This window comes from Streptomyces sp. NPDC107765, from assembly GCF_055657085.1.
The window spans coordinates 177,210-198,336 of sequence record NZ_JBVKBL010000004.1 but is presented as its reverse complement, the minus strand read 5'-3'; the positions used below and the strand labels follow the sequence as shown (position 1 = coordinate 198,336).

20 protein-coding genes and 1 pseudogene are annotated in these 21,127 nt (G+C 70.5%); 13 read left to right on the top strand and 8 right to left on the bottom strand.

From position 1 onward, the window contains the following. Positions 1-14 precede the first annotated feature (14 nt). The 4 genes from ACZ7MX_RS12490 (at position 15) to ACZ7MX_RS12475 (ending at position 5,120) form a co-directional block, all read left to right on the top strand. Complete coding sequence (locus ACZ7MX_RS12490; protein WP_472131528.1) at positions 15-935, top strand: helix-turn-helix domain-containing protein; 921 nt, start codon at positions 15-17, stop codon at positions 933-935. A gap of 241 nt (positions 936-1,176) precedes the next feature. After that, positions 1,177-2,640, top strand: a complete 1,464-nt coding sequence (locus ACZ7MX_RS12485; protein ID WP_472131527.1) for a serine hydrolase domain-containing protein — start codon at positions 1,177-1,179, stop codon at positions 2,638-2,640. Positions 2,641-2,732: 92 nt separating this feature from the next. Continuing rightward, positions 2,733-3,878, top strand: a complete 1,146-nt coding sequence (locus tag ACZ7MX_RS12480) for a pyridoxal-phosphate-dependent aminotransferase family protein (protein WP_472131526.1) — start codon at positions 2,733-2,735, stop codon at positions 3,876-3,878. 480 nt (positions 3,879-4,358) lie between these two features. Next, the gene (locus ACZ7MX_RS12475; RefSeq protein ID WP_472131525.1) at positions 4,359-5,120 is read left to right on the top strand and encodes a TetR/AcrR family transcriptional regulator; all 762 of its coding nucleotides are present in this window, start codon (positions 4,359-4,361) and stop codon (positions 5,118-5,120) included. Between the two features lie 13 nt (positions 5,121-5,133). Here the strand turns inward: ACZ7MX_RS12475 and ACZ7MX_RS12470 are convergent, their stop codons facing one another. Beyond that, positions 5,134-5,586 carry a GNAT family N-acetyltransferase gene (locus ACZ7MX_RS12470; protein ID WP_472131524.1) on the bottom strand — a complete coding sequence of 151 codons (453 nt, stop codon included), beginning with the start codon at positions 5,584-5,586 and terminating at the stop codon, positions 5,134-5,136. 51 nt (positions 5,587-5,637) lie between these two features. Further along, entirely contained in the window at positions 5,638-6,117 is a 480-nt protein-coding gene (locus ACZ7MX_RS12465; RefSeq protein WP_472131804.1) for a MarR family winged helix-turn-helix transcriptional regulator, read from the bottom strand. Between the two features lie 250 nt (positions 6,118-6,367). On the opposite strand from ACZ7MX_RS12465, the gene ACZ7MX_RS12460 reads away from it, so the two are divergent. Then, on the top strand, positions 6,368-7,588 hold the full coding sequence (locus tag ACZ7MX_RS12460; protein WP_472131523.1) for an MFS transporter: 1,221 nt from the start codon (positions 6,368-6,370) through the stop codon (positions 7,586-7,588). Between the two features lie 226 nt (positions 7,589-7,814). Continuing rightward, the gene (locus ACZ7MX_RS12455; RefSeq protein WP_472131522.1) at positions 7,815-8,327 is read left to right on the top strand and encodes a GlcG/HbpS family heme-binding protein; all 513 of its coding nucleotides are present in this window, start codon (positions 7,815-7,817) and stop codon (positions 8,325-8,327) included. Between the two features lie 48 nt (positions 8,328-8,375). On the opposite strand, the gene ACZ7MX_RS12450 is transcribed toward ACZ7MX_RS12455, so the two are convergent. Then, positions 8,376-8,933 carry a DUF2269 family protein gene (locus tag ACZ7MX_RS12450; protein WP_472131521.1) on the bottom strand — a complete coding sequence of 186 codons (558 nt, stop codon included), beginning with the start codon at positions 8,931-8,933 and terminating at the stop codon, positions 8,376-8,378. 369 nt (positions 8,934-9,302) lie between these two features. Between ACZ7MX_RS12450 and ACZ7MX_RS12445 the strand changes: the two genes are divergently transcribed. From ACZ7MX_RS12445 to ACZ7MX_RS12435, 3 genes are all read left to right on the top strand, one after another. Then, the gene (locus tag ACZ7MX_RS12445) at positions 9,303-9,938 is read left to right on the top strand and encodes an HAD family hydrolase (protein WP_472131520.1); all 636 of its coding nucleotides are present in this window, start codon (positions 9,303-9,305) and stop codon (positions 9,936-9,938) included. A gap of 448 nt (positions 9,939-10,386) precedes the next feature. Then, positions 10,387-12,771, top strand: a complete 2,385-nt coding sequence (locus ACZ7MX_RS12440) for a globin domain-containing protein (RefSeq protein ID WP_472131519.1) — start codon at positions 10,387-10,389, stop codon at positions 12,769-12,771. A gap of 58 nt (positions 12,772-12,829) precedes the next feature. Continuing rightward, positions 12,830-13,792 carry a pyridoxamine 5'-phosphate oxidase family protein gene (locus ACZ7MX_RS12435; protein WP_472131802.1) on the top strand — a complete coding sequence of 321 codons (963 nt, stop codon included), beginning with the start codon at positions 12,830-12,832 and terminating at the stop codon, positions 13,790-13,792. 86 nt (positions 13,793-13,878) lie between these two features. Here ACZ7MX_RS12435 and ACZ7MX_RS12430 read toward each other — a convergent pair whose 3' ends face one another. From ACZ7MX_RS12430 to ACZ7MX_RS12410, 5 genes and pseudogenes are all read right to left on the bottom strand, one after another. Further along, a complete protein-coding gene (locus ACZ7MX_RS12430; RefSeq protein WP_030411999.1) occupies positions 13,879-14,358 on the bottom strand; it encodes an NUDIX domain-containing protein in 480 nt (159 codons plus the stop codon). A 103-nt stretch (positions 14,359-14,461) separates the two neighbouring features. After that, positions 14,462-15,358, bottom strand: a complete 897-nt coding sequence (locus ACZ7MX_RS12425) for a LysR family transcriptional regulator (RefSeq protein WP_472131518.1) — start codon at positions 15,356-15,358, stop codon at positions 14,462-14,464. Between the two features lie 375 nt (positions 15,359-15,733). Continuing rightward, entirely contained in the window at positions 15,734-16,888 is a 1,155-nt protein-coding gene (locus ACZ7MX_RS12420; protein ID WP_472131517.1) for a cystathionine gamma-lyase, read from the bottom strand. Between the two features lie 149 nt (positions 16,889-17,037). Beyond that, a pseudogene (locus ACZ7MX_RS12415) lies at positions 17,038-17,526 on the bottom strand (low molecular weight protein-tyrosine-phosphatase); the annotation flags it as partial. Between the two features lie 3 nt (positions 17,527-17,529). Beyond that, positions 17,530-17,907, bottom strand: a complete 378-nt coding sequence (locus tag ACZ7MX_RS12410) for a phage holin family protein (protein ID WP_472131516.1) — start codon at positions 17,905-17,907, stop codon at positions 17,530-17,532. Positions 17,908-17,956: 49 nt separating this feature from the next. On the opposite strand from ACZ7MX_RS12410, the gene ACZ7MX_RS12405 reads away from it, so the two are divergent. The 4 genes from ACZ7MX_RS12405 (at position 17,957) to ACZ7MX_RS12390 (ending at position 20,739) form a co-directional block, all read left to right on the top strand. After that, positions 17,957-18,274 (top strand): cupin domain-containing protein, encoded by a 318-nt coding sequence (locus tag ACZ7MX_RS12405; RefSeq protein ID WP_030798295.1) that lies wholly within the window; start codon positions 17,957-17,959, stop codon positions 18,272-18,274. 236 nt (positions 18,275-18,510) lie between these two features. Next, positions 18,511-18,735, top strand: coding sequence for a DUF5326 family protein (locus ACZ7MX_RS12400; protein WP_030411993.1), 225 nt, complete (start codon positions 18,511-18,513; stop codon positions 18,733-18,735). Between the two features lie 706 nt (positions 18,736-19,441). After that, positions 19,442-20,212: an IclR family transcriptional regulator gene (locus tag ACZ7MX_RS12395; RefSeq protein ID WP_472131515.1), complete on the top strand. Its 771-nt coding sequence runs from the start codon at positions 19,442-19,444 to the stop codon at positions 20,210-20,212. 104 nt (positions 20,213-20,316) lie between these two features. After that, positions 20,317-20,739 (top strand): SsgA family sporulation/cell division regulator, encoded by a 423-nt coding sequence (locus ACZ7MX_RS12390; RefSeq protein ID WP_037837830.1) that lies wholly within the window; start codon positions 20,317-20,319, stop codon positions 20,737-20,739. Positions 20,740-21,127: the final 388 nt, after the last annotated feature.

The window sequence follows — 21,127 nt, the reverse complement described above, 5'->3', positions numbered from 1 at the left end:
CCATACTTGACCGCATGGACGGTGCGGACCACAACGAGCAGACGGGTGGCAGGGGCCACGGGACCGGCAACCGAACCGAGACCGGGGCGATGAACGGGGTCGGCGACTCCCGGCGGGCGCTCGGCAGCTTTCTGCGGGCCCGTCGGGGACGGGTGGCGCCGGAGGACGTCGGGCTCGCCGGCGGACGGCGACGCCGGGTGCGGGGGCTGCGCCGTGAGGAGTTGGCCCAGCTCGCCGGGATCAGCGTGGACTATTACGTGCGCCTCGAACAGGGCCGCAACACCCAGCCGTCGCCCGAGGTACTCGACGCCCTCGCCGAAGCGCTCGGCCTCGACGCCGCGGAGCGCAGGCACCTCGCCACGCTGGCCGATGCCCGGCGGGGCCCCGCGCCCGCGGTCCGGGTCAGCCCCGGGCTGCAGCGGATGCTGGACGCCATGGGCGGCCTCCCGGCCTTCGTGACGAACCATCGTCTCGACGTGGTGGCGTGGAACGACCTGGGTGCCGAGCTGATCGGTGGCCTGGCCGACCCGGCACGCCGCGACCGGAACAACGCCCGTTACCTCTTCCGCGACCCCGCCTCCCAGGACCTTTATCCCGAGTGGCAGGACAGGGCAGCGGAGGCCGTGGGCCAGTTGCGGGTCGCCGCAGGCCGTTATCCCGAGGACACGGAACTGGTCGCGCTCATCACCGAACTGTCCACGCACAGTGCGGAGTTCCGGCAGATCTGGGACAGCGGCGAGGTCGTGATGTGCGGTGCCGGACGCAAGCGACTGCGGCACCCGGTGGCCGGCCTGCTCACCCTGGACTACGAGACGCTCCATGTGCCGGCCGCACCAGGTGAGACGGGCCTGGTGGTGCATGTCTTCAGCGCCGAGGAGGGCAGCGGTGAGGCGGTTGCCCTGGCCAGGCTGGCAACCGCCGCCTTGCCGGCATGAGGCGGGCCCAGAAGCGCTGACGGGAGCGGGGTGGCGCTGCGGGACGCCGTGGCGGGGCGGTCGGGGGCTGGTGTCGTTGTCGGTCTCTTCCAGGGGCGAGCGTGAGGGCGGCGGCCAGGCAGAGGCCGAGGGGAGACAGCGGGCCGTTTCACGTGAAACATGCGACGGATTGCTCGACGTTTCACGTGAAACGGTGAGGATGGGGGCCGGCCGAGTCGGACCTGTCGTTGAGGAGCGCGCCATGACCATCACCCAGTCCGCGGAGTCGCATGAGCCCGTAGCGGACGGCCCCCGGCCGGTGGGCAGAAGGCCGGTGGGGGACGAGACCTATGAAGCGTTCACGGAGCTGTTGCCGCAGACGCGGCGGGCGCTGCTGCGCCGACTGGCCGTTGGGCAGGCCGAGGGGCGGGCGCCTTCGATGGTGGGTGCGGTGGTGCGCGGGGGACGAGCGGTCTGGAGGGGGAGTCGGGGCTCCGTCGAGGGGGAGGCGCCGCACGGCGACGTGCAGTACCGGATCGGCTCGCTCACCAAAACGCTGGTCGCCGTCCTCGTGATGAGGCTGCGTGACGAAGGGCTGCTCTGTCTGAATGACCCCGTGAGCAAGCACCTCAAGGGCACCCCCGTGCCTGAGGCGACGATCGCCCAACTCCTTTCCCATTCCTCAGGGTTGACGGCGGAGCCGCGTGGCCCGTGGTGGGAGCGGACCGCGGGCGAGCTGCGCCCCGAGCCGGCCGATCTGTTCGATGACCGCCCGCAGCGACTCGCGGCGGGACGTCGGCACCACTACTCCAACCCGGGATACGCCCTGCTCGGCGCGGTGGTCGAACGGCTTCGGGGTGGCATGCCCTGGTACGAGGTGCTGCGGGGCGAGGTCCTCCAGCCCCTGGGCATGGTCCGTACGACGCTGAGCCCCCAGGCACCCCACGCGAACGGCTGGGCGGTGCATCCGTGGGCGGATGCGCTGCTGCCCGAACCTGCCCACGACACCGGACTGATGGCTCCGGCCGGGCAGTTGTGGTCGACACCGGACGACCTGTGCCGCTGGGCGGCCTTCCTGCTGCGCGGAGACGACCGGGTGCTGAGCGCGTCGACCGTGGCCGAGATGCGCACGCCCGCGGTACCGCCGGAGGAGAACGGCTGGGACGCCGGGTGCGGGCTGGGGATCCAGCTCGTACGCCGGGAAGGGCGCCGGCTGGCCGGCCACACCGGCTCGATGCCCGGGTTCCTGGCGGCACTGTGGACCGACCCGGAGGAGGACGTGGCGGCGATCGTGCTGGCGAACTGCACCTCCGGTCCGGCGGTTCCCACCATCGCTGCCGAGCTCGCCGGAATCGTGACCACACACGAGCCCCGGATCCCCGAGCCCTGGCGCCCCCTGTCCGGACCGCTGGATCCGGAGCTGCTGGCGCTGACAGGGCCCTGGTACTGGGGCGCGAACCCGCATGCGCTGCGGTTGCGGGCCGACCGCGAGCTGGAACTCGCCCCGCTGTCCGGGTCGGGACGAGCCTCGCGGTTCCGGGCCGAGGACGACGGCACCTGGACCGGCCTGGACGGCTACTACGCGGGCGAGACGCTGAAGGCGGTGCGGGACGAGCAGGGCGTGGTCAGCCATCTCGACCTCGGCACCTTCGTCTTCACCCGTGGCCCCTACGAGCCGTCGGGGCCGGTGCCCGGCGGAGTGGATCCGGAGGGTTGGCGGGTCTGATGCCCGTCACGCGGCGGCGCGGACTCCGGACGTACAGTCGAATCTGATGTCAGGAGCCGCGCCGAGGCGGCTCGCTACCGCTGGAAGGCCCCATGACTGCCGTGTCTGATCCGACCGCGAACACCGCCGCCCCCGACCTGCTCGACCTGCCGCCCCTCACCGCGGCCCACTTCGCGCGCATCGAGGACAAGGTCGCCGCGCTGATGCGCACCCGCTGCGACGTCGTGACGATGCAGGGTGAGGCGCTGCTGCCGCTGGAGGCCTGCATCCGGTCCGCGGTACGGCCCGGCAGCACCGCCCTCAACATCATTACCGGCCCCTACGGCGAAACCTTCGGCGGCTGGCTGCGTTCCTGCGGAGCCGAGGTGGTCACCCTCTCCGCACCGTTCACCGGGGCGGTCGACCCGCGCCAGGTGGCCGAGGCGCTGCGCGAGCGCCCCGAGATCGACTTTGTGAGCCTGGTGCACGCCGAGGCGGCCACCGGCAACACCAACCCCGTCGCCGAGATCGGCGCCGTGGTGCGGGAGCACGGGGCGCTGCTGATGCTGGACGCGGTCGCTTCGGTCGGAGCCGAGCCCCTGTTGACCGATGAGTGGGGTGTGGACCTGTGCGTCATCGGCGGACAGAAGGCACTGGCCGGACCCGCCGGAGTGTCCGTGGCCTCGGTCAGCGCCCGGGCGTGGGAGCGGATCGCCGCCAATGACCAGGCCCCGCGGCGTTCGTACCTGTCGCTGCTGGACTGGAAGGAACGCTGGCTCGACGGCGGTCGCACGGCTCTGCCGCACGCGCCGGCCCAGCTGGAGATGCTCGCTCTGGAGCAGGCGGCGGACCGGATCGAGGCCGAGGGGCTGGACGCGGTCATCATTCGGCACCGGGCAGCGGCAGCAGCGACCAGGGCCGGCGTACGTGCCCTGGGGGAGCTGACTCCGTATGTCGTGCGTGACGAAGACGCGGCGCCGGTAGCGACAACCCTGCGCGCGCCCGAGGGAGTCGACGCACGGGAGATCGTGGCCGCCGCACTCGCGGTGGATGGAGCGGTACCCGTGCAGGCCGCGGCGGGCACGCTGGCCAAGGAGATGATCCGGGTGAACCACTACGGCCGTGCCGCCGACCTCGCCGTTGTGCGGGCCTCGCTGGTGGCGCTGGCCGGAGGGCTTCGTGCGCTGGGCGTCTCGGTGGATGCCGAAGGCGCAGCCGTGGCGGCGGGCGAGGCATGGGACGAGGTGTCCGCCGGCTGAGGGAGGCCGGAGATCGGGTCGTGTTTCACGTGAAACACGACCCGACGCCGATGCGCCATGCATCGGCGTTTCACATGAAACCAGCTCATTCGCTCGGGCCCGAGGACGCCGAAGTGCTCCTCACGGGCCCCTTTTTGTTCGCCAAGTGGCCTGCCTGGCGGCGGAGTTGGGTGCTATTTGCTGCAGCGCGCCGACGCGGCGACTGGCCCGATGGGGTGCCCTCCGGTGGCGCGTCAGGGGTTCCGGCCGCAGGCTGAATGCTGAAGATCTATGGCGTGCTGGAGGTTCCCTCCGTCACGTCTGGTGACTCTCACCCAGGCCCTGGCCCCGGCTCGCGGGCTCGACCGCGTCTCCCTCTCCGCTGCATCGCCGTGAGTCCCTTAACGATCATGTCCAAGTGCTCTCGTAGAATCGGAATGAGCGACCCGCTTGGAAGTGCGGGGTGCGTGAACCGGTTGGACAGGGTCTTCAGGAGGTCCGGTGAGGGCGGAGGGTGGTGCCCGGCACGGTCATGCGCCCGCGCGTGCTGACGCGCGGCGCAACAGGGCGCTGGTACTCCAGGCGGCCCGATCGGCCTTCGAGGAACAGGGGTTGGGGGTGCCGCTCGGGGAGATCGCCCGCCGGGCCGGGGTCGGCGCGGGCACCGTCTACCGCCATTTTCCTTCGAAGGAAGACCTGTTCAGGGCGGCGGTCGTGGAGCGGATCGAGCTCTTCACGGACACCGCAAGGGACTTGGTGGACGTCGACGACCCCGGCGAGGTCTTCTTCCGCTACCTGTCCTCGGTGGTGCGCCTCGCGTCACGGAACAAGGCGCTGTGTGACGCCCTGGAGGCGGCCGGAACGGGACACTTCGCGCCCTCGCCGGAGGTCGGGCGGGACTTCGACGAGGCGCTGGAATCCTTGCTCACGAGGGCCCAACTCGCCGGCGCGGTACGGCTTGACGTCGGGTTGGCCGACCTCAAGGCGCTGCTGGTGGGTTGTCTCTCGATGGAGCAGGCCCGGTCCGGATCGGACGCTGACGGCGGGGCGCCGGGCCGGATGACGGCGCTGATGTGTGAGGCGCTGCGCACTCATGACACCGTAACGAAACTGCCTGGTTCGCCCGGAAATCGTAACGAAACGTGCTGTGCGGAGTGCGGGACGGTGATCGAAACCGCGCGCACCGGCCGGCCCGCGCGCTACTGCGGCGGGGCCTGCCGGCAGCGGGCACACCGGGCGCGGGGCCGCACCCGGCGGGTATGACGCCGTACCTCGTTCACAGCATCAGCTTGAACCCCAGGTGGGAGGCCTCGAAGCCGAGGCGCTCGTAGAAGCGGTGGGCATCGACGCGGGTCGCGTCGGAGGTCAGCTGCACCATCCGGCAGCCCAGCGTGCGCGATTCGGCGATCGCCCACTCGATGAGCTGGGTGCCGAGGCCGCTGCTGCGTTCCTCGCGGTGGACGCGTACGCCCTCGATGATCGAGCGGGTGGCGCCGCGCCGGGACAGGCCGGGGATGACCGTGAGCTGGAGGGTCCCGATCGTCCGTCCTTCGCGCGACGCGACGATCAGGTGCTGGTTCGGGTCGGCGGCCAGTGCCGTGTAGGCGGCGACGTACGGAGTCAGGTCGTCCGTCGATTCGCGGGTGGCGCCCAACGGGTCGTCGGCAAGCATTGCGACGATGGCGGGCAGGTCGGCCTCGGTGGCGCGGCGTATCTCGATGTCGCTCATGGGCGCGACCTTAGGCCTCGGCGTCTCCGCCGCGCCGACCTGGGCCGCTGCTCAGGTCTCCGACGGGGCGAGTGTCTGGACCGCGGTGACCAGCGGTGCCAGCTCAGGCCGCTGTGCCGCCTCCTTCAGGGCCTCGTAGAGGGCCCCGTCATGCGTCGGCCGGGCCTCCACCAGAAGAGCCAGCCCCTCAGCCGTGACGTTCGTGTAGATGCCACGCCGGTCGTCAGGGCACAGGTAGCGGCACAGCAGACCGCGGTCCTCGAGGCGGGTCACGAGGCGGGTGGTGGCGCTCTGGCTGAGCACGACCGAGTCCGCGACCTGGTGCATCCGCAGGTGGCCGCCCGGCCCGTCGTGCTGCTCGCTGAGCACGTTGAGGACCGAGAACTCGCGGACGCTGAGATCGTGCTGCGCCTGCAGTGCGCGCTCGATGTGCGTCTCGATGCGACCGTGCAGAGCCGAGAGCGCGCACCAGCCCTGGGCCAGGGCGGGGGTACCGGCCGGCGGGCAACCGGACCCGGCGTCCGGGGCCACTGCGGGCTCCGGGGTCTCCGGGGTCTCCGGTCCCGCGGCCTCCGCCTGCGGGGACCCTGCCCTCGCGGCCTCCGTCTGCGGTCGAGCTTCCTGCTTCTCGCGCGTCTGCTGCGTCATCGAAGACCTCCTCATGGGGCGCACGATCCAGGATAGGCCACCGGCGAAATATCCAGCGCTTGCAATTAACCCGCGTCTGCAATTATTGTGAACGCTCGTAAGGGACGGACGCAATGATTCGAAGGGATCCGTCATGCCTCTCGCACTCCTGGCTCTTGCCATCGGTGCTTTTGGGATCGGAACGACCGAGTTCGCGGTCATGGGCCTGCTGCCCGACATGGCGGCCGGCTTCGATGTCTCCATCCCTCTCGCCGGCTACGCCACCACCCTCTATGCCCTCGGCGTGGTGATCGGCGCCCCGCTGATGACGGCGCTCGGCACGCGCTTCACGCGCAAGCAGATGCTGATGCTGCTGATGGGCCTGTTCATCGTGGGCAACCTGCTCACGGCCGTCGCGCCCAGCTTCTGGATCATGCTCGCCGGCCGGATCGTCTCCGCCTTCACGCACGGCGCGTTCTTCGGTATCGGCGCCCTCGTGGCCGCCGACCTCGTTGCCCCCCAGAAGCGCGCGACCGCCCTCTCGCTCATGTTCAGCGGCCTGACAGTCGCCAACGTCGTGGGCGTCCCGGCCGGCACGATGCTCAGCCAGCAGTTCGGCTGGCGGACCACCTTCTACGCCATCACCGCGCTCGGTGTGATCGGCCTGCTGGGCATCATCAGGCTGATCCCGGCGCAGCAGGCGAGGGCCGCCTCGCGCATCGGCAGCGAGCTCGCGGTCTTCCGCAACCCGCAGGTCGGCCTGGCGATGTTGATGACCATCCTCGGCTTCGGCGGTGTCTTCGCCGCGGTCACGTACCTCGCCTCGATGATGACCGAGGTCACCGGCTTCGCCCCGTCCTCCGTCATCTGGCTGACGGCCATCTTCGGCCTCGGCATGGTCGGCGGAAACCTGGTCTCCGGCCGTTTCACCGACCGCGCCATGATGCCGATGCTGTACGTGTCGATGACCGGTCTGGCGCTCTCGCTGGCCGCGTTCAACTTCACCGCGCACAACAAGATCGCTGCGACGATCACCATCGCGCTGATCGGCACCTTCGGCTTCGCGACCGTGCCACCGCTGCAGAAGCGGGTCATGGACCAGGCGGCCGCCGCACCCACGCTCGCCTCGGCCGGCAACATCGCGGCCTTCAACTTCGGCAACGCGCTGGCCGCTTGGCTCGGCGGGCTGGTCATCTCGGCCGGCCTCGGCTACACCGCACCCAACTGGGTCGGCGCGCTGATGACTGCCGCCGCGCTCGGTGTGGCGATATTCGCCTCCGCCCTGGAGCGGCGTCAGACCGGCCGTCGCCAGGTGGTGGCCGCGGGCGGCGCCGCCACGGTCGCCGCCGAGCCTGTGGCAGCGGCGCACCACTGAAGCCCGCGGCGGCCCCTACGGCTTGACGTACGCCGAGCGCACCGGACGAGCAGCGCCGCAGGCCCCCTCGTACGAGCTGCCGCAGGCCCCTCCACCGCCCCAACGTCACCCGCACGCAAGCCCCACGCGTACGTCCCCAAGCAAGACCACAGGTAAGGCCCTGCCTTCCCTCCCCCGACAGCAAATTACGCAAGAAACCCCGCAAGAACCCGGCAAGGAACACCTCATGAGCACCTCCTCCTCCACGACCTCCCCCTCCTCCTCCACAGGCTCCCCTTCCACCGCTGGTCGCACTTCCGCCTCCGCCACCGACAGCGGCGCTCCCGTCGTCCGTCCGCTCACCACACGCGACGCGGAGAACCTGATCGAGGCCGCCGTGCGGGCGGCCGAGGGCATGGAGGTGCGCGGCAGCGTCAGCGTTCTGGATGCGGGCGGGCATCTGCTCGGCTTCCGTAGGGACGATGCGGCCGTGCTGATCTCCGGGGAGACCAGCACCCGCAAGGCGTTCACCGCCCTCCAGTTGGACGCGCCGACCGCCGACCTCGTCGAGCTGGTACGGCCCGACGGGCTCTTCCACACGCTGCCCACCGCGCTGGACCGGCCGCTGCTCTTCCTCGCGGGCGGGGTGCCGCTCCACCGCGACGGCCGGCTGATCGGCGCGATCGGCTTCGGCGGTGGCGCGCCCGATCAGGACCACCAGATCGTCCTCAGCGCGATAGCGGAGGCGGGCCTGGAGTGAGCTGGACCGAGCGGGAACGCATCGGCCGGGCGGCCGCCCGGCCGCCCGTCAGCTGATCCCCGCGCCCGCCCTGCCGTTCCCCGGCACCCGGCGGGCGCGGGCTTCGGCGGCCCGGTCCGCGCGCAGCCGGCGGCCGTGGCGGGTCAGTCCCCAGGGCTTGAGGACGGAGATCGCAGTGAGGAAGAAGTAGAGGGCCGAGGCGACCGCCGGTGCGGCGACGAGGCTGATGTCGGGGGCCGGGGCACCGGTGGTGGCCTCGGCGGCGAGACGGTCGATGCCCGGACGGAGTGAGAAGACCGACAGCAGCAACGCGACGAGTGTGAGCCAGAACTTGAGATAGACCCAGCGATGCCGAGCCAGTCCCCACGGGGTACCCAGCGACAGCACCAGACCGGTGATCAGCGCACTCAAGGCGAGGGGGAGGACCAGCCAGTCACCGAAGACCTTCATCGCGCGGTAGGCGACGGCTGCCATCTCGGGGGAGTCGGTGGTCCAGCCCGTGATGCCGAGCGCCAGCAGCCCGAGCGTGACACCGAGCCAGCTGACGGATACGGCGACATGGAGGACGAGGAGGGCCCGGCGGGCGGGCCGGTTGAGCTGCTGCATACGGTCCACGGTCGCGGCCGGGCCCCTGCCGTACATCTGCCGCGGGGAGTATTCCCGTATACGCACCCCTGAGTACGGCCCGCGGGGCGGCGGTTCACGGTCGCGGTAACCCCGCTGCCTCCCGACGTCCGAGTCGCCTCGCTGTCCGAGTCGCCTAGATGCCCGACCTCTCATTTCCCGGACCTGCCGCCCCGCCCCTTGGTCTGTCGCCCCGCACCTTGGTCTGCCGCCCCGCACCTCGCCCCACCGCCTCGCCCCTCGGCCCGCCCCCACCTCGCCCCGGCCTTCACCTGACCCCTGACCCCTGACCCCTGACCCCTGACGCCTGCCCCCTGCCCCTGTGATCGTGGAGTGGTTACGCTCCCCGGCATGGGGACGCTGCATCTATTCGATATGGACGGGACCTTGCTGTACGGGTCCGCGGCCGCCGTGGAGATATCTCGGCAGCTCGGTCTCGAGCGGGAGATCGCCGAGTTGGAGCGCCGGTTCTTCGCGGCGGAGCTGACGCCGGTGCAGTTCGCGCAGTTGGCCTGCGATCTGTGGGCCGCCGAGCTGACCGAACTTCAAGTGGCCGCCGCGTTCGACGGCGCCCCGTGGCTCGCCGGAATTCGGGAGGTCTGGGCCGATATCCGGGCACGCGGCGAACGATGCGCGGTGATTTCCCTCTCGCCCGGCTTCTTCGTCGAGCGGCTGCTGGACTGGGGAGCCGACACGGCGCACGGTTCCCGCTGGCCCGCCGTGCCGATCCGGCGGCCGGTGAGTCCGGACGGCATCCTGTCGTCGGCGGCGAAGGTGCGGATCGCAGATGAACTCTGTGTGCAGTACGGGCTGACCCGTGACGACTGCGTGGCGTACGGCGACTCCATGTCGGACACCGCACTGTTCGCGGCGGTGCCCCGGTCCGTGGCGGTGAATGCCGATCACCACGTCAGCGACCTGGCCTCATTTGCCTACACGGGACGTGATCTGCGGGAGGCGTACGCATTGGTCCGTACCGGCGAGTAATTCCACGCTTTCTGCGGCGGATTCACCCGTGTGTGCGCGGAAAATGCGCTCTGTACGGAGGATCGCGGATATCGGAGGGGTGTGCGGAGTGTTCCAAGATCAGGGCTTGTGGTTTCAACTACTGCCGGTATGGTCGAGTCCGGCTTGGCGGTGGTGAGGGCTTCCGCGGGCACGTAAGGACGCGGGCAAAGCTCGTCAGCCTAGCGGTGAAGGGGCCCGTGACACCCGGACTTCCGACTGTTTGTCCGTTGTGCTGGACTGAGTGGCATGCTGCTGACGCGGCATCTGCTCCACATTGCCGCAAGGAAGTGAGATTTGTCCGCTTTAACGGGTGTTGCCGGGATCGCTTGAGTCGATTAAGAATTCCGGCCAGGGCGGGGGAATTCCGGGCAGTTCCGGTCCACGGAAGTGCGAAGACGACCGAAAGACGTTCGAGGCGAGGCAGACCATGGACGCTCCGACCACCACATCGGCCGATAGCGGCTCTTCTGGCGGCAGCAGCGGCGATTGGGGTTGGTTCACTCCGCCGGAGAAGAAGTCCTCCGGAGAACGGCAGGAGCGACAGAATGCCCGGGACCGCCAGGATCCGGGCAGTCAGGACAGTCGGCGCCGGGGTGGCCAGGGCCGGGATGGCCAGAACCAGGAAGGCGAGAACCAGGGCGACCAGGACCGGAACGCCTCCTACGGAAGTGGCCGGGCCGAGTCCGATGACTGGAACGAGCCCCATGGCTGGGGTGGGCCCAACCACCGGGACGAGCGCGTCTATCGGGACGAACGCGCCTACCCCGGCGGGCAAGGTGGTTACGGCGAACGCGACGAATACGGCGAATACGGTGAACGCGGCGGACACGTTCACCGTGACGAACGTGACTACCGTGGCGAACAAGGCGAACGGGACTACGCCGGCCTACAAGACGGCCGTGATGCGCCGAACGTCCCCCATACTCCGAGCGACCGGGAGCGGATACCCAGTCGGCCGGTCAACCCGATCCGGCCGGTAGGTACCGCCGCCGATCGCGGGACGGAGCCGCCGCAGGCGCCCCAGCCGCATCGCGAGCCCCCCAACCCGTTCGGCGAGCCCGACGGCGAGTACGGGGACCCCACCCGCCCGTACGGCGACCCCGCCCCGACCTACCGAGACCTGTCCCGCCCCTACGGCGAGCCGGTTCACCGGCCGGCCCCAGAGCCCGCCCACCAGCCGGCCCCAGAGCCCGCCCACCAGCCGGTCCCGGAGCCCACCCGGCGGCCGGTCCCGGAGCCCACCGGCCAGCCGGCAGCCGACCTCACTCGCCAGCCGGCCCCAGAGGCCGCCCGCCGTCAGCCCGTAGAGCCGTCGCCCCGCCCGTCCGTATGGGAGCGCGGCGCCGCCCGTGGCCATGAGCCCGAGCCCGTCCACGAAGCGGCGCGGCGCACGGCAGCGGCGCCTGCCCCCAGCGCCACCCCCAGCCCTGGCATCACGAACCCCAGCACCCCCACCACGAACACCCCCACCACGAACCGCCCCGCCCCGAACACCGCCAGCCCCGGTAACCCCAGCCCCGGTAACCCCAGCCCCGGTAACCCCAACCCCGGTAACCCCAACCCCGGTAACCCCACAACCGGTACCCCCGCCGCTCGCCCCGCCCCCCAGCAGGCCCCCGCTCCCCAGCACTCCCTCGCCGCGCTCGGGGCCACCGTGTCCGAGGCGTCCGCTTCGCCCGATGCGATCCTCATCCGTCGCACCATGGCCGAGATCGGGCCCGTGGCCGACAAGGTCACCTCGTACTTCTACGCACTGCTCTTCGTCCAGCACCCGGATCTGCGGGCCCTCTTCCCGGCCTCGATGGACACCCAGCGCGACCGGCTGTTCAAGGCGCTGCTCACCGCGGCCACGCACATCGACGACACCGAGGTGCTCACCGGCTACCTCGCCAACCTCGGCCGCGGTCACCGCAAATACGGCACCCAGCCCGACCACTATCCGGCGGTCGGCGAATGCCTGCTCAGCGCGCTCTCCCGTTATGCCACGACCAGTTGGGGCCCGGAAACCGAAGCCGCGTGGGTGCGCGCGTATACCGCGATCTCCCAGATCATGATCGACGCGGCTGCCGAGAACGAGGCCGTGGCGCCTGCCTGGTGGCAGGCCGAGGTCGTCTCGCACGAGCTGCGCACGCCCGAGATCGCGGTGGTCACGGTCCGTCCCGACCAGCCGTACCCGTTCCTCGCGGGGCAGTACACCAGCATCGAAACGCCCTGGTGGCCGCGGGTCTGGCGGCACTACTCCTTCGCGGCCGCGCCGCGTTCCGACGGTCTGCTCTCCTTCCACGTGAAGGCGGTACCGGCGGGCTGGGTCTCGAACGCCATGGTCCACCGCGCCCGCCCCGGCGACGTCCTTCGGCTCGGCGCACCGGCCGGTTCGATGACCGTCGACCACACCACCCGCAACGGCCTGCTCTGCGTCGGCGGCGGCACCGGCATCGCGCCCATCAAGGCCCTGATCGAGGACGTCGCCGACCACGGCATCCGGCGCCCGGTCGAGGTGTTCTACGGAGCCCGCAGCGATCACGACCTCTATGACCTCGACACCATGCTGCATCTGGAGCAGACCCACCAGTGGCTCTCGGTCCGCCCGGTCGTCGCCACCGGGCCCGCGGTCCGCGGCGGAACAAGCAGCGAGACCGGTCAACTCCCCGATGCAGTCCGGCAATACGGGCCGTTCCGGGAATACGACGCCTATCTTTCCGGGCCGCCGGGCTTGATCCGCAGCGGTGTGGACGCTTTGGTGGGGGTCGGCATTCCGTCCGACCGCATACGGCACGACTCGGTGGAAGAGCTGGTCTCGGTAGGGGATTGAGGTCTTGGCAGAGCACGGCGAATACGGGCCGACACGAGAGGCGCGGGACATGCGGGGTATGCCGCAAGGGGAGCGCCCCGGGAGCGACGGCGAGCACCTGGTGCAGCAGAGACTCGGTACGACCGAGCGTGCCGACCGGTTCTACCGGGACCAGGTGCTGGACCACCTCAATGCCCGTATGCAGGAGTTCGTCGCCCGGCAGGAGATGTTCTTCCTGTCCACGGCCGACCGGCACGGTGAATGCGATGCGACGTTCCGCGCCGGCCCGCCCGGTTTTGTGCAGGTGCTCGACGACCGCACGCTGACGTACCCGGAATACCGGGGAAATGGCGTCATGGCGTCCATCGGCAATATCTCGGAGAACCCCCGTCTCGGCATCCTGATGGTCGACTTCACCCGGGACCGCATCGGCCTGCACGTCAACGGCCGGGCCCGGGTGGTGATGGACGAGGAGATGCGGGCCGGCCATCCCGGCCTGCCGGTCGATCCGATCCCCGGCCGGCGCGCCCAGTTGTGGGTCATGGTCGAGGTCGAGGAGGCGTACATCCACTGCGCCAAGCACATACCGCACCTCCAGAAGGTCCCGCCGCAGCAGCGCGGGGCGCGGGCCTGGGGCACCGACGACGTCAAGCGGAAGGGCGGTGACTTCTTCGGCGCGGCGGCCGAGGCGAGTGACCGAGCGCCTTTCCGTCGTCCGGAGCGCAAGAACGAACACCTCCGCGGCGGCCTGCACGAGGACACGCCGGGGGAGCCACCGGCGACGCACGGTGCCGGGAACGGAAGCGGAACTCGCTCTCCCTGCTCTCTCCCTTCTTCTCCTTCTCTCCCCTCCCAGCCCTCGCTGACCGGCCCCTCGTCCAGTGCCCGGGCGGCCGCTGTCCCGGGCGACGACGACTTCGTGGGGGAGCTGAACGCGGAGTTCCTCGACCGGGTCGAGCGGGTGCTGGCGCGTGCCCAGCCGCGTCGGCCGGCGGAGGACGAGCCGGAGTTCCGCGGCTGGTTCGACCGGCGCGACGCCTGAGAGTCAGCCCGGCCGCGACCGTTGAACCGCGCCTCCTGCACCGTGGGCTCGCCCCTGGTCAGGGTCAGCGCGGGCCGGGCCCTGGTTCACCCCAGATCCGGCGCGTGCATCGCCCGTACGCCCTCGATGTTGCCGTCGAGATAGTGCCGCAGCGACAGCGGGACGACCTCGACGGAGGCGATGCCGACGCGGGTGAACGGCACCCGCACGATCTCGTAGTCGCCGCAGGGCTCGTCGACCTCGGGGCCGTGCCGGCGGGTGGGGTCCATGGAGTCGAGCCGGCAGACGAAGAAGTGCTGGACCTTCACGCCGTCCACCCCGCCGTCACTGAAGTGCTCGACGGTGTCGACGAAGACCGGGACCACGTCCTTGATCTTGGCCCCCAGCTCTTCGTCCAGCTCGCGATGGAGCGCGTCGACGACCGTGGCGTCCTCCGGCTCAACGCCGCCACCAGGGGTGATCCAGTACGGGGCCCGTCCCGGCTTGGTGCGTTTGATCAGAATCAGGTCCTCGCCGTCGAGCAGAATCGCGCGGGCGGTGCGTTTGACGACTGGCCGTACGGTCATAGTCGACAGATGCCGCAACCACGCCCTGGTGAAACCCCCGCCCCTCCGTCACCAGCCGCCGGGCACCGCAGCTCCCCACCGGCCCACCGGCCACCGCGGCTCGTCACCAGTCGACCGCGGACCGCAGCAGCCACTCGTGAGCCCGGGCGATATGCGGCAGGCCCAGCGTCCCGGATCGTACGGCGAGGAAGTAGGTGCGCAGCGGCGGCACCGGAGGATCGAGGAGCGCCACGACCTCGCCGCACGCGAGCGCCTCGGCGCACAGATAGCGCGGCAGCACGGCCAGCCCCGCCCCGGCCGTCACACACGCCAGTACCGCGCGCAGATCGCCGGCGATGACGGCGGCGGACGTCGCGGGCTTGGCGTCGAAGACCTCGGTCCAGTAGCGGGCGATCATCGGCAGGCTTTCGTGGACCTCGACGAGCGGTACGGAATCCAGTACGCGGACCCCGCCCGCCTGTAGCTCGGCCGGGCCGCCGAACTGCGCCGACCAGGAGGGCGCAGCGATCAGTACGTGCTCCTCGTCGCACAGGGCGGTGGCGGTCAGCAGCCCGCCGCGCGGCCGGGTGGTGGTGACGGTGAGATCGTGGTGGCCGGCCGCCAGCCCGGTCAGCAGCTCGTCCGCGGAGCCGAAGGCGGTGCGGAGGGAGAGGCCCTGGGTGATGAGCGGAGCCAGTGCGGGAAGGGCGCGTTGGGCCATGAACTCCGGTGGCCCCGCGAGGTGCAGGGTGCGGGTGACGGACTCCCGGTCGAGCCCGGCCTCGGTGATCTCGGTGAGCGCGTCGAGGTGGGGTGCCACTTTGTGGGCGAGCTCATCGCCGACGGTGGTAGGCGTGACACCACGGGCGTAGCGAAGGAAGAGCGGACGGCCCAACTGGCGTTCCAGCGCCCGGATCTGGCTGGTCACGGCGGGCTGGGACAGCCCGAGTAACGCCGCGGCGCGGGTGAAGGAACCGGCTCGGTGCACCGTGACGAAGGTGCGCAGCAGAGCCAGATCCATCCCGTACCTCCTGCGCTCCTCGGAAGCCTGGTCGCGAGCCAGTCATAAAATTGCGGATAGGGCTGTGTCTATAGCGTGATTGGACACTGACGCTCAGTCAACTAGCCTTGTTCGAGCGGTTGGTTTCACGTGGAACATTCGGTTTCACGTGAAACACGTGGCGGCGCGCACCACACAACCGCGGCCGGCAGGGTGACGAGGGGGGATACCCTGCCGGCCCCTCTTGTGCCCGGCCCTTGTCATATCCGGCACCTCGCATGTGGCGCCCTGGGGCTGGCCGTTCGATCTATGGCCGCTGCCGCAGGTGCTCACGCTGATGCTCCCGCTGATGCCAGGCCAGCTCGATGTGGGCCCGCGTCGGCCACCGAGGGCAGATCAGCCTGCGTTGTCTGCGCTTCCTGCGGTGCCCGCGTTGGCCGTGTCCAGGGCCCGGAGGACGTCCGCGATCAGATCGTCCGGGTCCTCGATCCCGATCGAGAAGCGGATGAAGCCCTCGGGGACGGCGTCGCCGCCCCAGCGCGCGCGGCGTTCGGCGCTCGAGCGCACGCCGCCGAAGCTCGTGGCGTCGTCGACCAGGGTGAGGCCGGCCAGGAAGCGTTCTGCGTGGGCCTTGTCCGGGAGGGTGAAGGACACCACGGAGCCGAAGTGGCCGGGGCGCATCTGGCGAACGGCGAGCGGGTGGGCGGGGTCGGCCGGCAGGCCGGGATGGCGCAGGCCGGTGACCTCCGGACGGTCGGCCAGTGCGGTGGCGAGCGCCAGGGCGCCGGCCGACTGCTGGCGGACGCGCAGGGCGAGGGTGGCCAGCGAGCGGTGCGCCAGCCAGCTCTCCATGGGGCCGGGGACCGCGCCCACGGTCTTGCGCCACTGCCGTACGGCGTCGGCCAGCGCGGCGTCCCGGGTGCTGGCGTAGCCGAGCAGGACGTCGCCGTGGCCGGTCAGTGCCTTGGTGCCACTGGCGACCGAGAAGTCCGCCCCGAGGTCCAGCGGGCGCTGGCCGAGCGGCGTGGCGAGAGTGTTGTCGACCGCGACCAGGGCACCGCGCCGATGAGCCTCGTCGGCGAGCCGGCGGACGTCACACACATCGAGGCCGGGGTTGGAGGGCGTCTCGATCCACAGCAGCCGGGCGCCGTCCAGCACGTCGAGTTGGGCGTCCTGGGCGGTCGGGGCCGTACGCACCTCGATGCCGTAGCTCTCCAGCCGGGTGCGCACGGCGGGCAGCAGCTGGTAGCCGTCGCTGGGCAGCACGACCGCGTCGCCGGAGCGCAGCTGGGAGAAGAGGACGGCGCTGATCGCCGCCATCCCGGAGGCGAACGCAACGGTGTGCGCGGTGCCGTCCGGGGACTCCAACTCCCCGATGGCACGTTCCAGAAGGGTCCACGTCGGGTTGGTGTCGCGGCCGTAGGTGTACGGGCCGGCGGCGTCGCCGGGGAGGTGGTAGTGGGCCGCGAAGACCGGCCCGGGCAGCGCCGGTTCGAAGGCTTCCGGCTCCGGGAGCCCGGCTCGTACGGCGCGAGTGCCGTCGCCCGTCATGCGTTCTCCTTCTCCTGCGGAGAGGACAGGTCCTCCTGCGGGGGGTGCGGGGCCTGTGTCTCTGGCGGGAGCTGCGTGTCCTGCGGGCGGTATGGGACCTGCGCGGGGCGCCGGTCGTCGGGCTCGGGTCCGCGCGCCGGGAGCAGCGGCCGCGCGGTGAGCGCGGCGCGGACCTCGGCCAGCAGGCCGTCACTCGCCGTCTCGATCATCTCCAGGCACTCCTCGAAGCCCTCGAAACCGCCGTAGTAAGGGTCCGGGACGTCGAGGTCGGCGGCGGCCTGCACCGCGTAGGAACGCAGCAGCCGCACCTTGGCGGCGTCCTGCGGCGTGGGAGCCAGCCTGCGGAGCTCGCGCAGATGGCCGGAGTCGAGCGCGATCACCAGGTCGAGGCGGGCGAACCAGGAGGCGCGGAACTGCCGGGCGGTGTGGGCGGTCGGGTAGCCGGCCGCGCGCAGGACGGCGACCGTGCGCGGATCGGCGCCGTCACCCTCGTGCCAGCCGCCGGTGCCCGCGCTGTCCACCTCCACCAGGCCGTCGAGCCCGTCCTCCGCGACCCGGGCGCGGAAGACGGACTCCGCCATCGGCGACCGGCAGATGTTGCCGGTGCAGACGAAGCAGACGCGGTACGGAACGGTCAACGGTCAGTCCTCGTCGGGAAGGATCACGTGCATCGCCCAGGAGACGACCGAGACGATCACGCCACCGAGCACAGCCGTCCAGAAGCCGTTCACATGGAAGGCGAGGTCGGCCTTGCCGGCGAGCCAGGAGGTCAGCAGCAGCATCAGCGCGTTCACGACCAGCGTGATCAGGCCGAGGGTGAGGATGAACAAGGGCAGGGACAGCAGCTTCACGACGGGCTTCACGATGAAGTTGACCACCCCGAAGATCAGCGCCACGAGGATCAGGGTGAGTATCTTGCGGCCGGTGTTCTCGCCGGTCAGCGTGATGTCCTTGAGCAGCCAGATGGCCACGGCAAGCGCCGCGGCGTTGGCGATCGTCTTGACCAGAAAATGCTTCATGGTGAGATCGTCGCAGACGAGTGTGAATCCTCAGAGGGGTGCGAACGGCATGAAGGCTTTCAGGCTGGAGGAACTGGAAGCAGAGAGGGTCGCGAACGACGGCGCTTATCTGCAGTTCATCCGGGAGCGCAACATGTCGGTCGGGCTGTACGCGCTGGATGCCGGCAGCACCGATCCGCAGCGGCCGCACGCGCAGGACGAGGTGTACCTCGTCGTCAGCGGCCGGGGATTGATCACCGTCGGGGCCGAGACGGAGCCGGTGGCGCGCGGCAGCGTCGTCTACGTGCCGGCCGGGGTACCCCACAAGTTCCATCACATCAGCGAGGATCTGCGGGTCATGGTGGTCTTCTCTCCTCCTGAGAGCTAAGGGTCGGGACCCGGAACCCGTAGGGGACAAGTCAGGGTTGAACCGGGGCTGTGAGGCCCCCGCGGCGATGTTCTGCGCCCTAGCATCGTGGGTGATGGAAGAGCCGGAGGCGGCGAGTCGGCAGGAGCGCGGCCCGCGGACGGTGCCATCGGCGCTGAGACGCAGCGCACCGGACAGATAGCGCGGTACGGACAAACGGTACAGATAGCGCGACCGACAGAAAGCAGGGCAGAGCAGTGGCTGGTAAGGGGATATTCACAGGACTTCCGTGGTGGGTCACTTGGGTTGTGGTGCCCGTCATCCTGATCGTGGTCTTCGGCGGCCTGATCGCCTCCGCACTCCACTTCCTGATCGGCCTGCTGTTCAAGGTCCTCATAGCGGCGGCTCTGATCGCGGGGGTCATTTACCTGGTCCGCCGCTTCACCGGCTCCTCGTCGTCCTCGTCGAAGACCGACTGGTAAGCCACGGGGCTGCGCCGGGGGCCGCCCACCGCGGCGGTCCACCTGCGTGTGGGTTTCTCTCCCCCCCCCCCGGGGCCCACGCGCGGGCGGCGGCTTCCCCTCACAGCGGGCGCCCGCCCGGTCGCCCGCTTCTCCGCAGCGGTCCGCGTTCGGGCACCCGCTTCCCGGGGCGGGCGATCACCTGCCCCAGCCGACCCGGAATATGGCGGGCCGAAGGCCCCGGCGGATGTGGGTCCGGGCGACGACGGCGTCTGAACGAGGGTGGTCCAGAGGCAGGTTGGGCCGGGACGGCGGTGGTCCCGGGTGCCGATGCCCGGCAAGCGCCGAACGCAACCACGCCCCCGCCGCCGCACCCACTTCCCTTGAGGTTGCCGCTGGGCCAGGCGGGTTAACTCCCTCGGCTTTCGGCCTATCGGTGCGACGTGCGGAGCTAGAGTGCGGACCGCAGACGTCTTCCGGATGGTGACATTCCGCATGTTGACGTCCTCACGGTGCCGCTCGGACATGACGCCCGGGCGGTGGCGTTCGGATGGTGGCGTGCGGATGTCGCGGTGCGGGTGGTGACGTTCGGGAGGCGCTGCATGAGGCGAGGCCGGGACGGGCGTCACCGCGGGGGGACGGGCGACGCGCGCGGGCGCGGGAGCGGTTCCCGCGGCCGGGGTGCCCAGGCCCCGCGGCGAGCGGAACCTGGGGGTTGGCGTTGGCAATGGCGAATGGCGAATCCGGCTCTCACCCCACCCTGATCGGATCGGTTCAGCGGGCGCTCCGGCTGCTGGAGGCGGTGGGGGCGCACGAGGACGGGGCGCCTGCCAAACAACTCGCCAGAGAGACCGGACTGCCGCTGCCGACGACGTACCACCTGCTGCGGACCCTGACCCACGAGGGCTATCTGCGCCGGGAGAACGGCGTGTTCGTCTTCGGGGAGGCGGCCGAAGCCATCGGCCGGGCCGGGGCCAGGCGCCGGCAGCGGGCCCAGATCTCGGAAGCGCTGGCGCTCGCGGGCCGGGAGTTGGGAGCCGCCGTCTACTTCGCCGTCTACCGCGAGGGTGAAGTAGAGGTCGTGGCGGTGACCGACGACCCGGAACGGCCGCCGGTGGAGGAGTGGGTCGACTTCCGCAGCACCGCCCACGCCCACGCGATCGGGCAATGTCTGCTCGCTCAGCTTGACGACGCGACGAGGAAGGAGCATCTGGCCCGCTATCCCGTGCAGTCCATAACCCCGTTCTCCCTGCACACCGAGGGCGATCTGCTACGCCGTCTGGATACGGTGCGTCGCGGCCAGGCCGCCTACGAGCGCCACGAATATGCCCTCGGCACGGTCTGCGCAGCCATTCCCATCCAGGTCGGTGCGGCCGCGGCGGCCCTGGCGGTCTCCCTGCCTGCGGAAGAACTGCATCGATTGCGGTCCGTTACGGATCGACTACGAAAAATGGCGGAGGCGACACTAACGACACTCGCCTTCTCTATCAGTATCTGAAAACTCACTCCTTGTGATCTGCCTGCGCCTGGCCGACGATGGCGTCAATAGGGCTATGGGGGATGTTTCCCGGCCATCTCCGATCAAGTGCGGGGCAGTGGTTGATGACCGACACAGTTCAGGCAGAAGTGATCATGAGCTTCGTCGTCTCCGAGGAGCTTTCGTTCCGGATCCCGGTGGATCTCGACTTCGACAGCGCCGATCCGTATGCCGTCCGTCTCACCTTCGACCTGCCCGGCGATGCGCCCGTGACCTGGGCGTTCGGTCGTGAGCTGCTGCTTGACGGGCTGAGTCGGCCGTCCGGTGAGGGTGATGTGCGGATCGAACCGGCCTCGCCCGCGCACCTCAGCGACGTCTTCATCAGCCTTCAAGTGGGCATCGAGCGCGCCCTGTTCCGGGTCAGTGCGGCGCCTCTGGTCGCCTTCCTGGACCGTACGGACCGGCTCGTCCCGCTGGGCAAGGAAGAGGTCTGCGACACCCTGGAAGCGGTGCTGGACCAGATCCTCACGGAGGCCCCCGCCGGCTGACCCACCCGCGGCCCACCGACCCGCCCACTCGGCCCTCCCCACATGGCCACTGCCTGGGTCGCGTCGCCCACCTGGCCGCGACCCAGGGCCGCGCCTATCTGCTGCGGCCCGGGTTCGTGCCGGTCTGGTTGCGGCTCGGTTCGTGCCCGTCTGGTGTGGCCCTGGTTCGTGCCCATCGGCGGGGAGAGCCCCGATCCGCGCCGCGTGTCCGCGGACGCCGGTCGCGGACGGTCGGCCGCCCCCTCGTGACCGTGTTCCCGCGTTTCCGCGTTTCCGTGCGGTCGCGTTCCCGCGTTCCCGCGTTCCCGCGTTCCCGCGTTCCCGCGTTCCCGCGTTCCCGCGTTCCCGCGTTCCCGCGTTCCCGCGTTCCCGCGTTCCCGCGTTCCCG

What these genes read in the sequence shown, in the direction of transcription:
- ACZ7MX_RS12490 (WP_472131528.1), top strand. Translation starts at nt 15, where the DNA reads ATGGACGGTGCGGACCACAACGAGCAGACGGGTGGCAGGGGCCACGGG.
- ACZ7MX_RS12485 (WP_472131527.1), top strand. Translation starts at nt 1,177, where the DNA reads ATGACCATCACCCAGTCCGCGGAGTCGCATGAGCCCGTAGCGGACGGC.
- ACZ7MX_RS12480 (WP_472131526.1), top strand. Translation starts at nt 2,733, where the DNA reads ATGACTGCCGTGTCTGATCCGACCGCGAACACCGCCGCCCCCGACCTG.
- ACZ7MX_RS12470 (WP_472131524.1), bottom strand. Translation starts at nt 5,586, where the DNA reads ATGAGCGACATCGAGATACGCCGCGCCACCGAGGCCGACCTGCCCGCC.
- ACZ7MX_RS12460 (WP_472131523.1), top strand. Translation starts at nt 6,368, where the DNA reads ATGCCTCTCGCACTCCTGGCTCTTGCCATCGGTGCTTTTGGGATCGGA.
- ACZ7MX_RS12455 (WP_472131522.1), top strand. Translation starts at nt 7,815, where the DNA reads ATGAGCACCTCCTCCTCCACGACCTCCCCCTCCTCCTCCACAGGCTCC.
- ACZ7MX_RS12450 (WP_472131521.1), bottom strand. Translation starts at nt 8,933, where the DNA reads ATGCAGCAGCTCAACCGGCCCGCCCGCCGGGCCCTCCTCGTCCTCCAT.
- ACZ7MX_RS12445 (WP_472131520.1), top strand. Translation starts at nt 9,303, where the DNA reads ATGGGGACGCTGCATCTATTCGATATGGACGGGACCTTGCTGTACGGG.
- ACZ7MX_RS12440 (WP_472131519.1), top strand. Translation starts at nt 10,387, where the DNA reads ATGGACGCTCCGACCACCACATCGGCCGATAGCGGCTCTTCTGGCGGC.
- ACZ7MX_RS12435 (WP_472131802.1), top strand. Translation starts at nt 12,830, where the DNA reads ATGCCGCAAGGGGAGCGCCCCGGGAGCGACGGCGAGCACCTGGTGCAG.
- ACZ7MX_RS12430 (WP_030411999.1), bottom strand. Translation starts at nt 14,358, where the DNA reads ATGACCGTACGGCCAGTCGTCAAACGCACCGCCCGCGCGATTCTGCTC.
- ACZ7MX_RS12425 (WP_472131518.1), bottom strand. Translation starts at nt 15,358, where the DNA reads ATGGATCTGGCTCTGCTGCGCACCTTCGTCACGGTGCACCGAGCCGGT.
- ACZ7MX_RS12420 (WP_472131517.1), bottom strand. Translation starts at nt 16,888, where the DNA reads ATGACGGGCGACGGCACTCGCGCCGTACGAGCCGGGCTCCCGGAGCCG.
- ACZ7MX_RS12410 (WP_472131516.1), bottom strand. Translation starts at nt 17,907, where the DNA reads ATGAAGCATTTTCTGGTCAAGACGATCGCCAACGCCGCGGCGCTTGCC.
- ACZ7MX_RS12405 (WP_030798295.1), top strand. Translation starts at nt 17,957, where the DNA reads ATGAAGGCTTTCAGGCTGGAGGAACTGGAAGCAGAGAGGGTCGCGAAC.
- ACZ7MX_RS12395 (WP_472131515.1), top strand. Translation starts at nt 19,442, where the DNA reads ATGGCGAATGGCGAATCCGGCTCTCACCCCACCCTGATCGGATCGGTT.
- ACZ7MX_RS12390 (WP_037837830.1), top strand. Translation starts at nt 20,317, where the DNA reads ATGACCGACACAGTTCAGGCAGAAGTGATCATGAGCTTCGTCGTCTCC.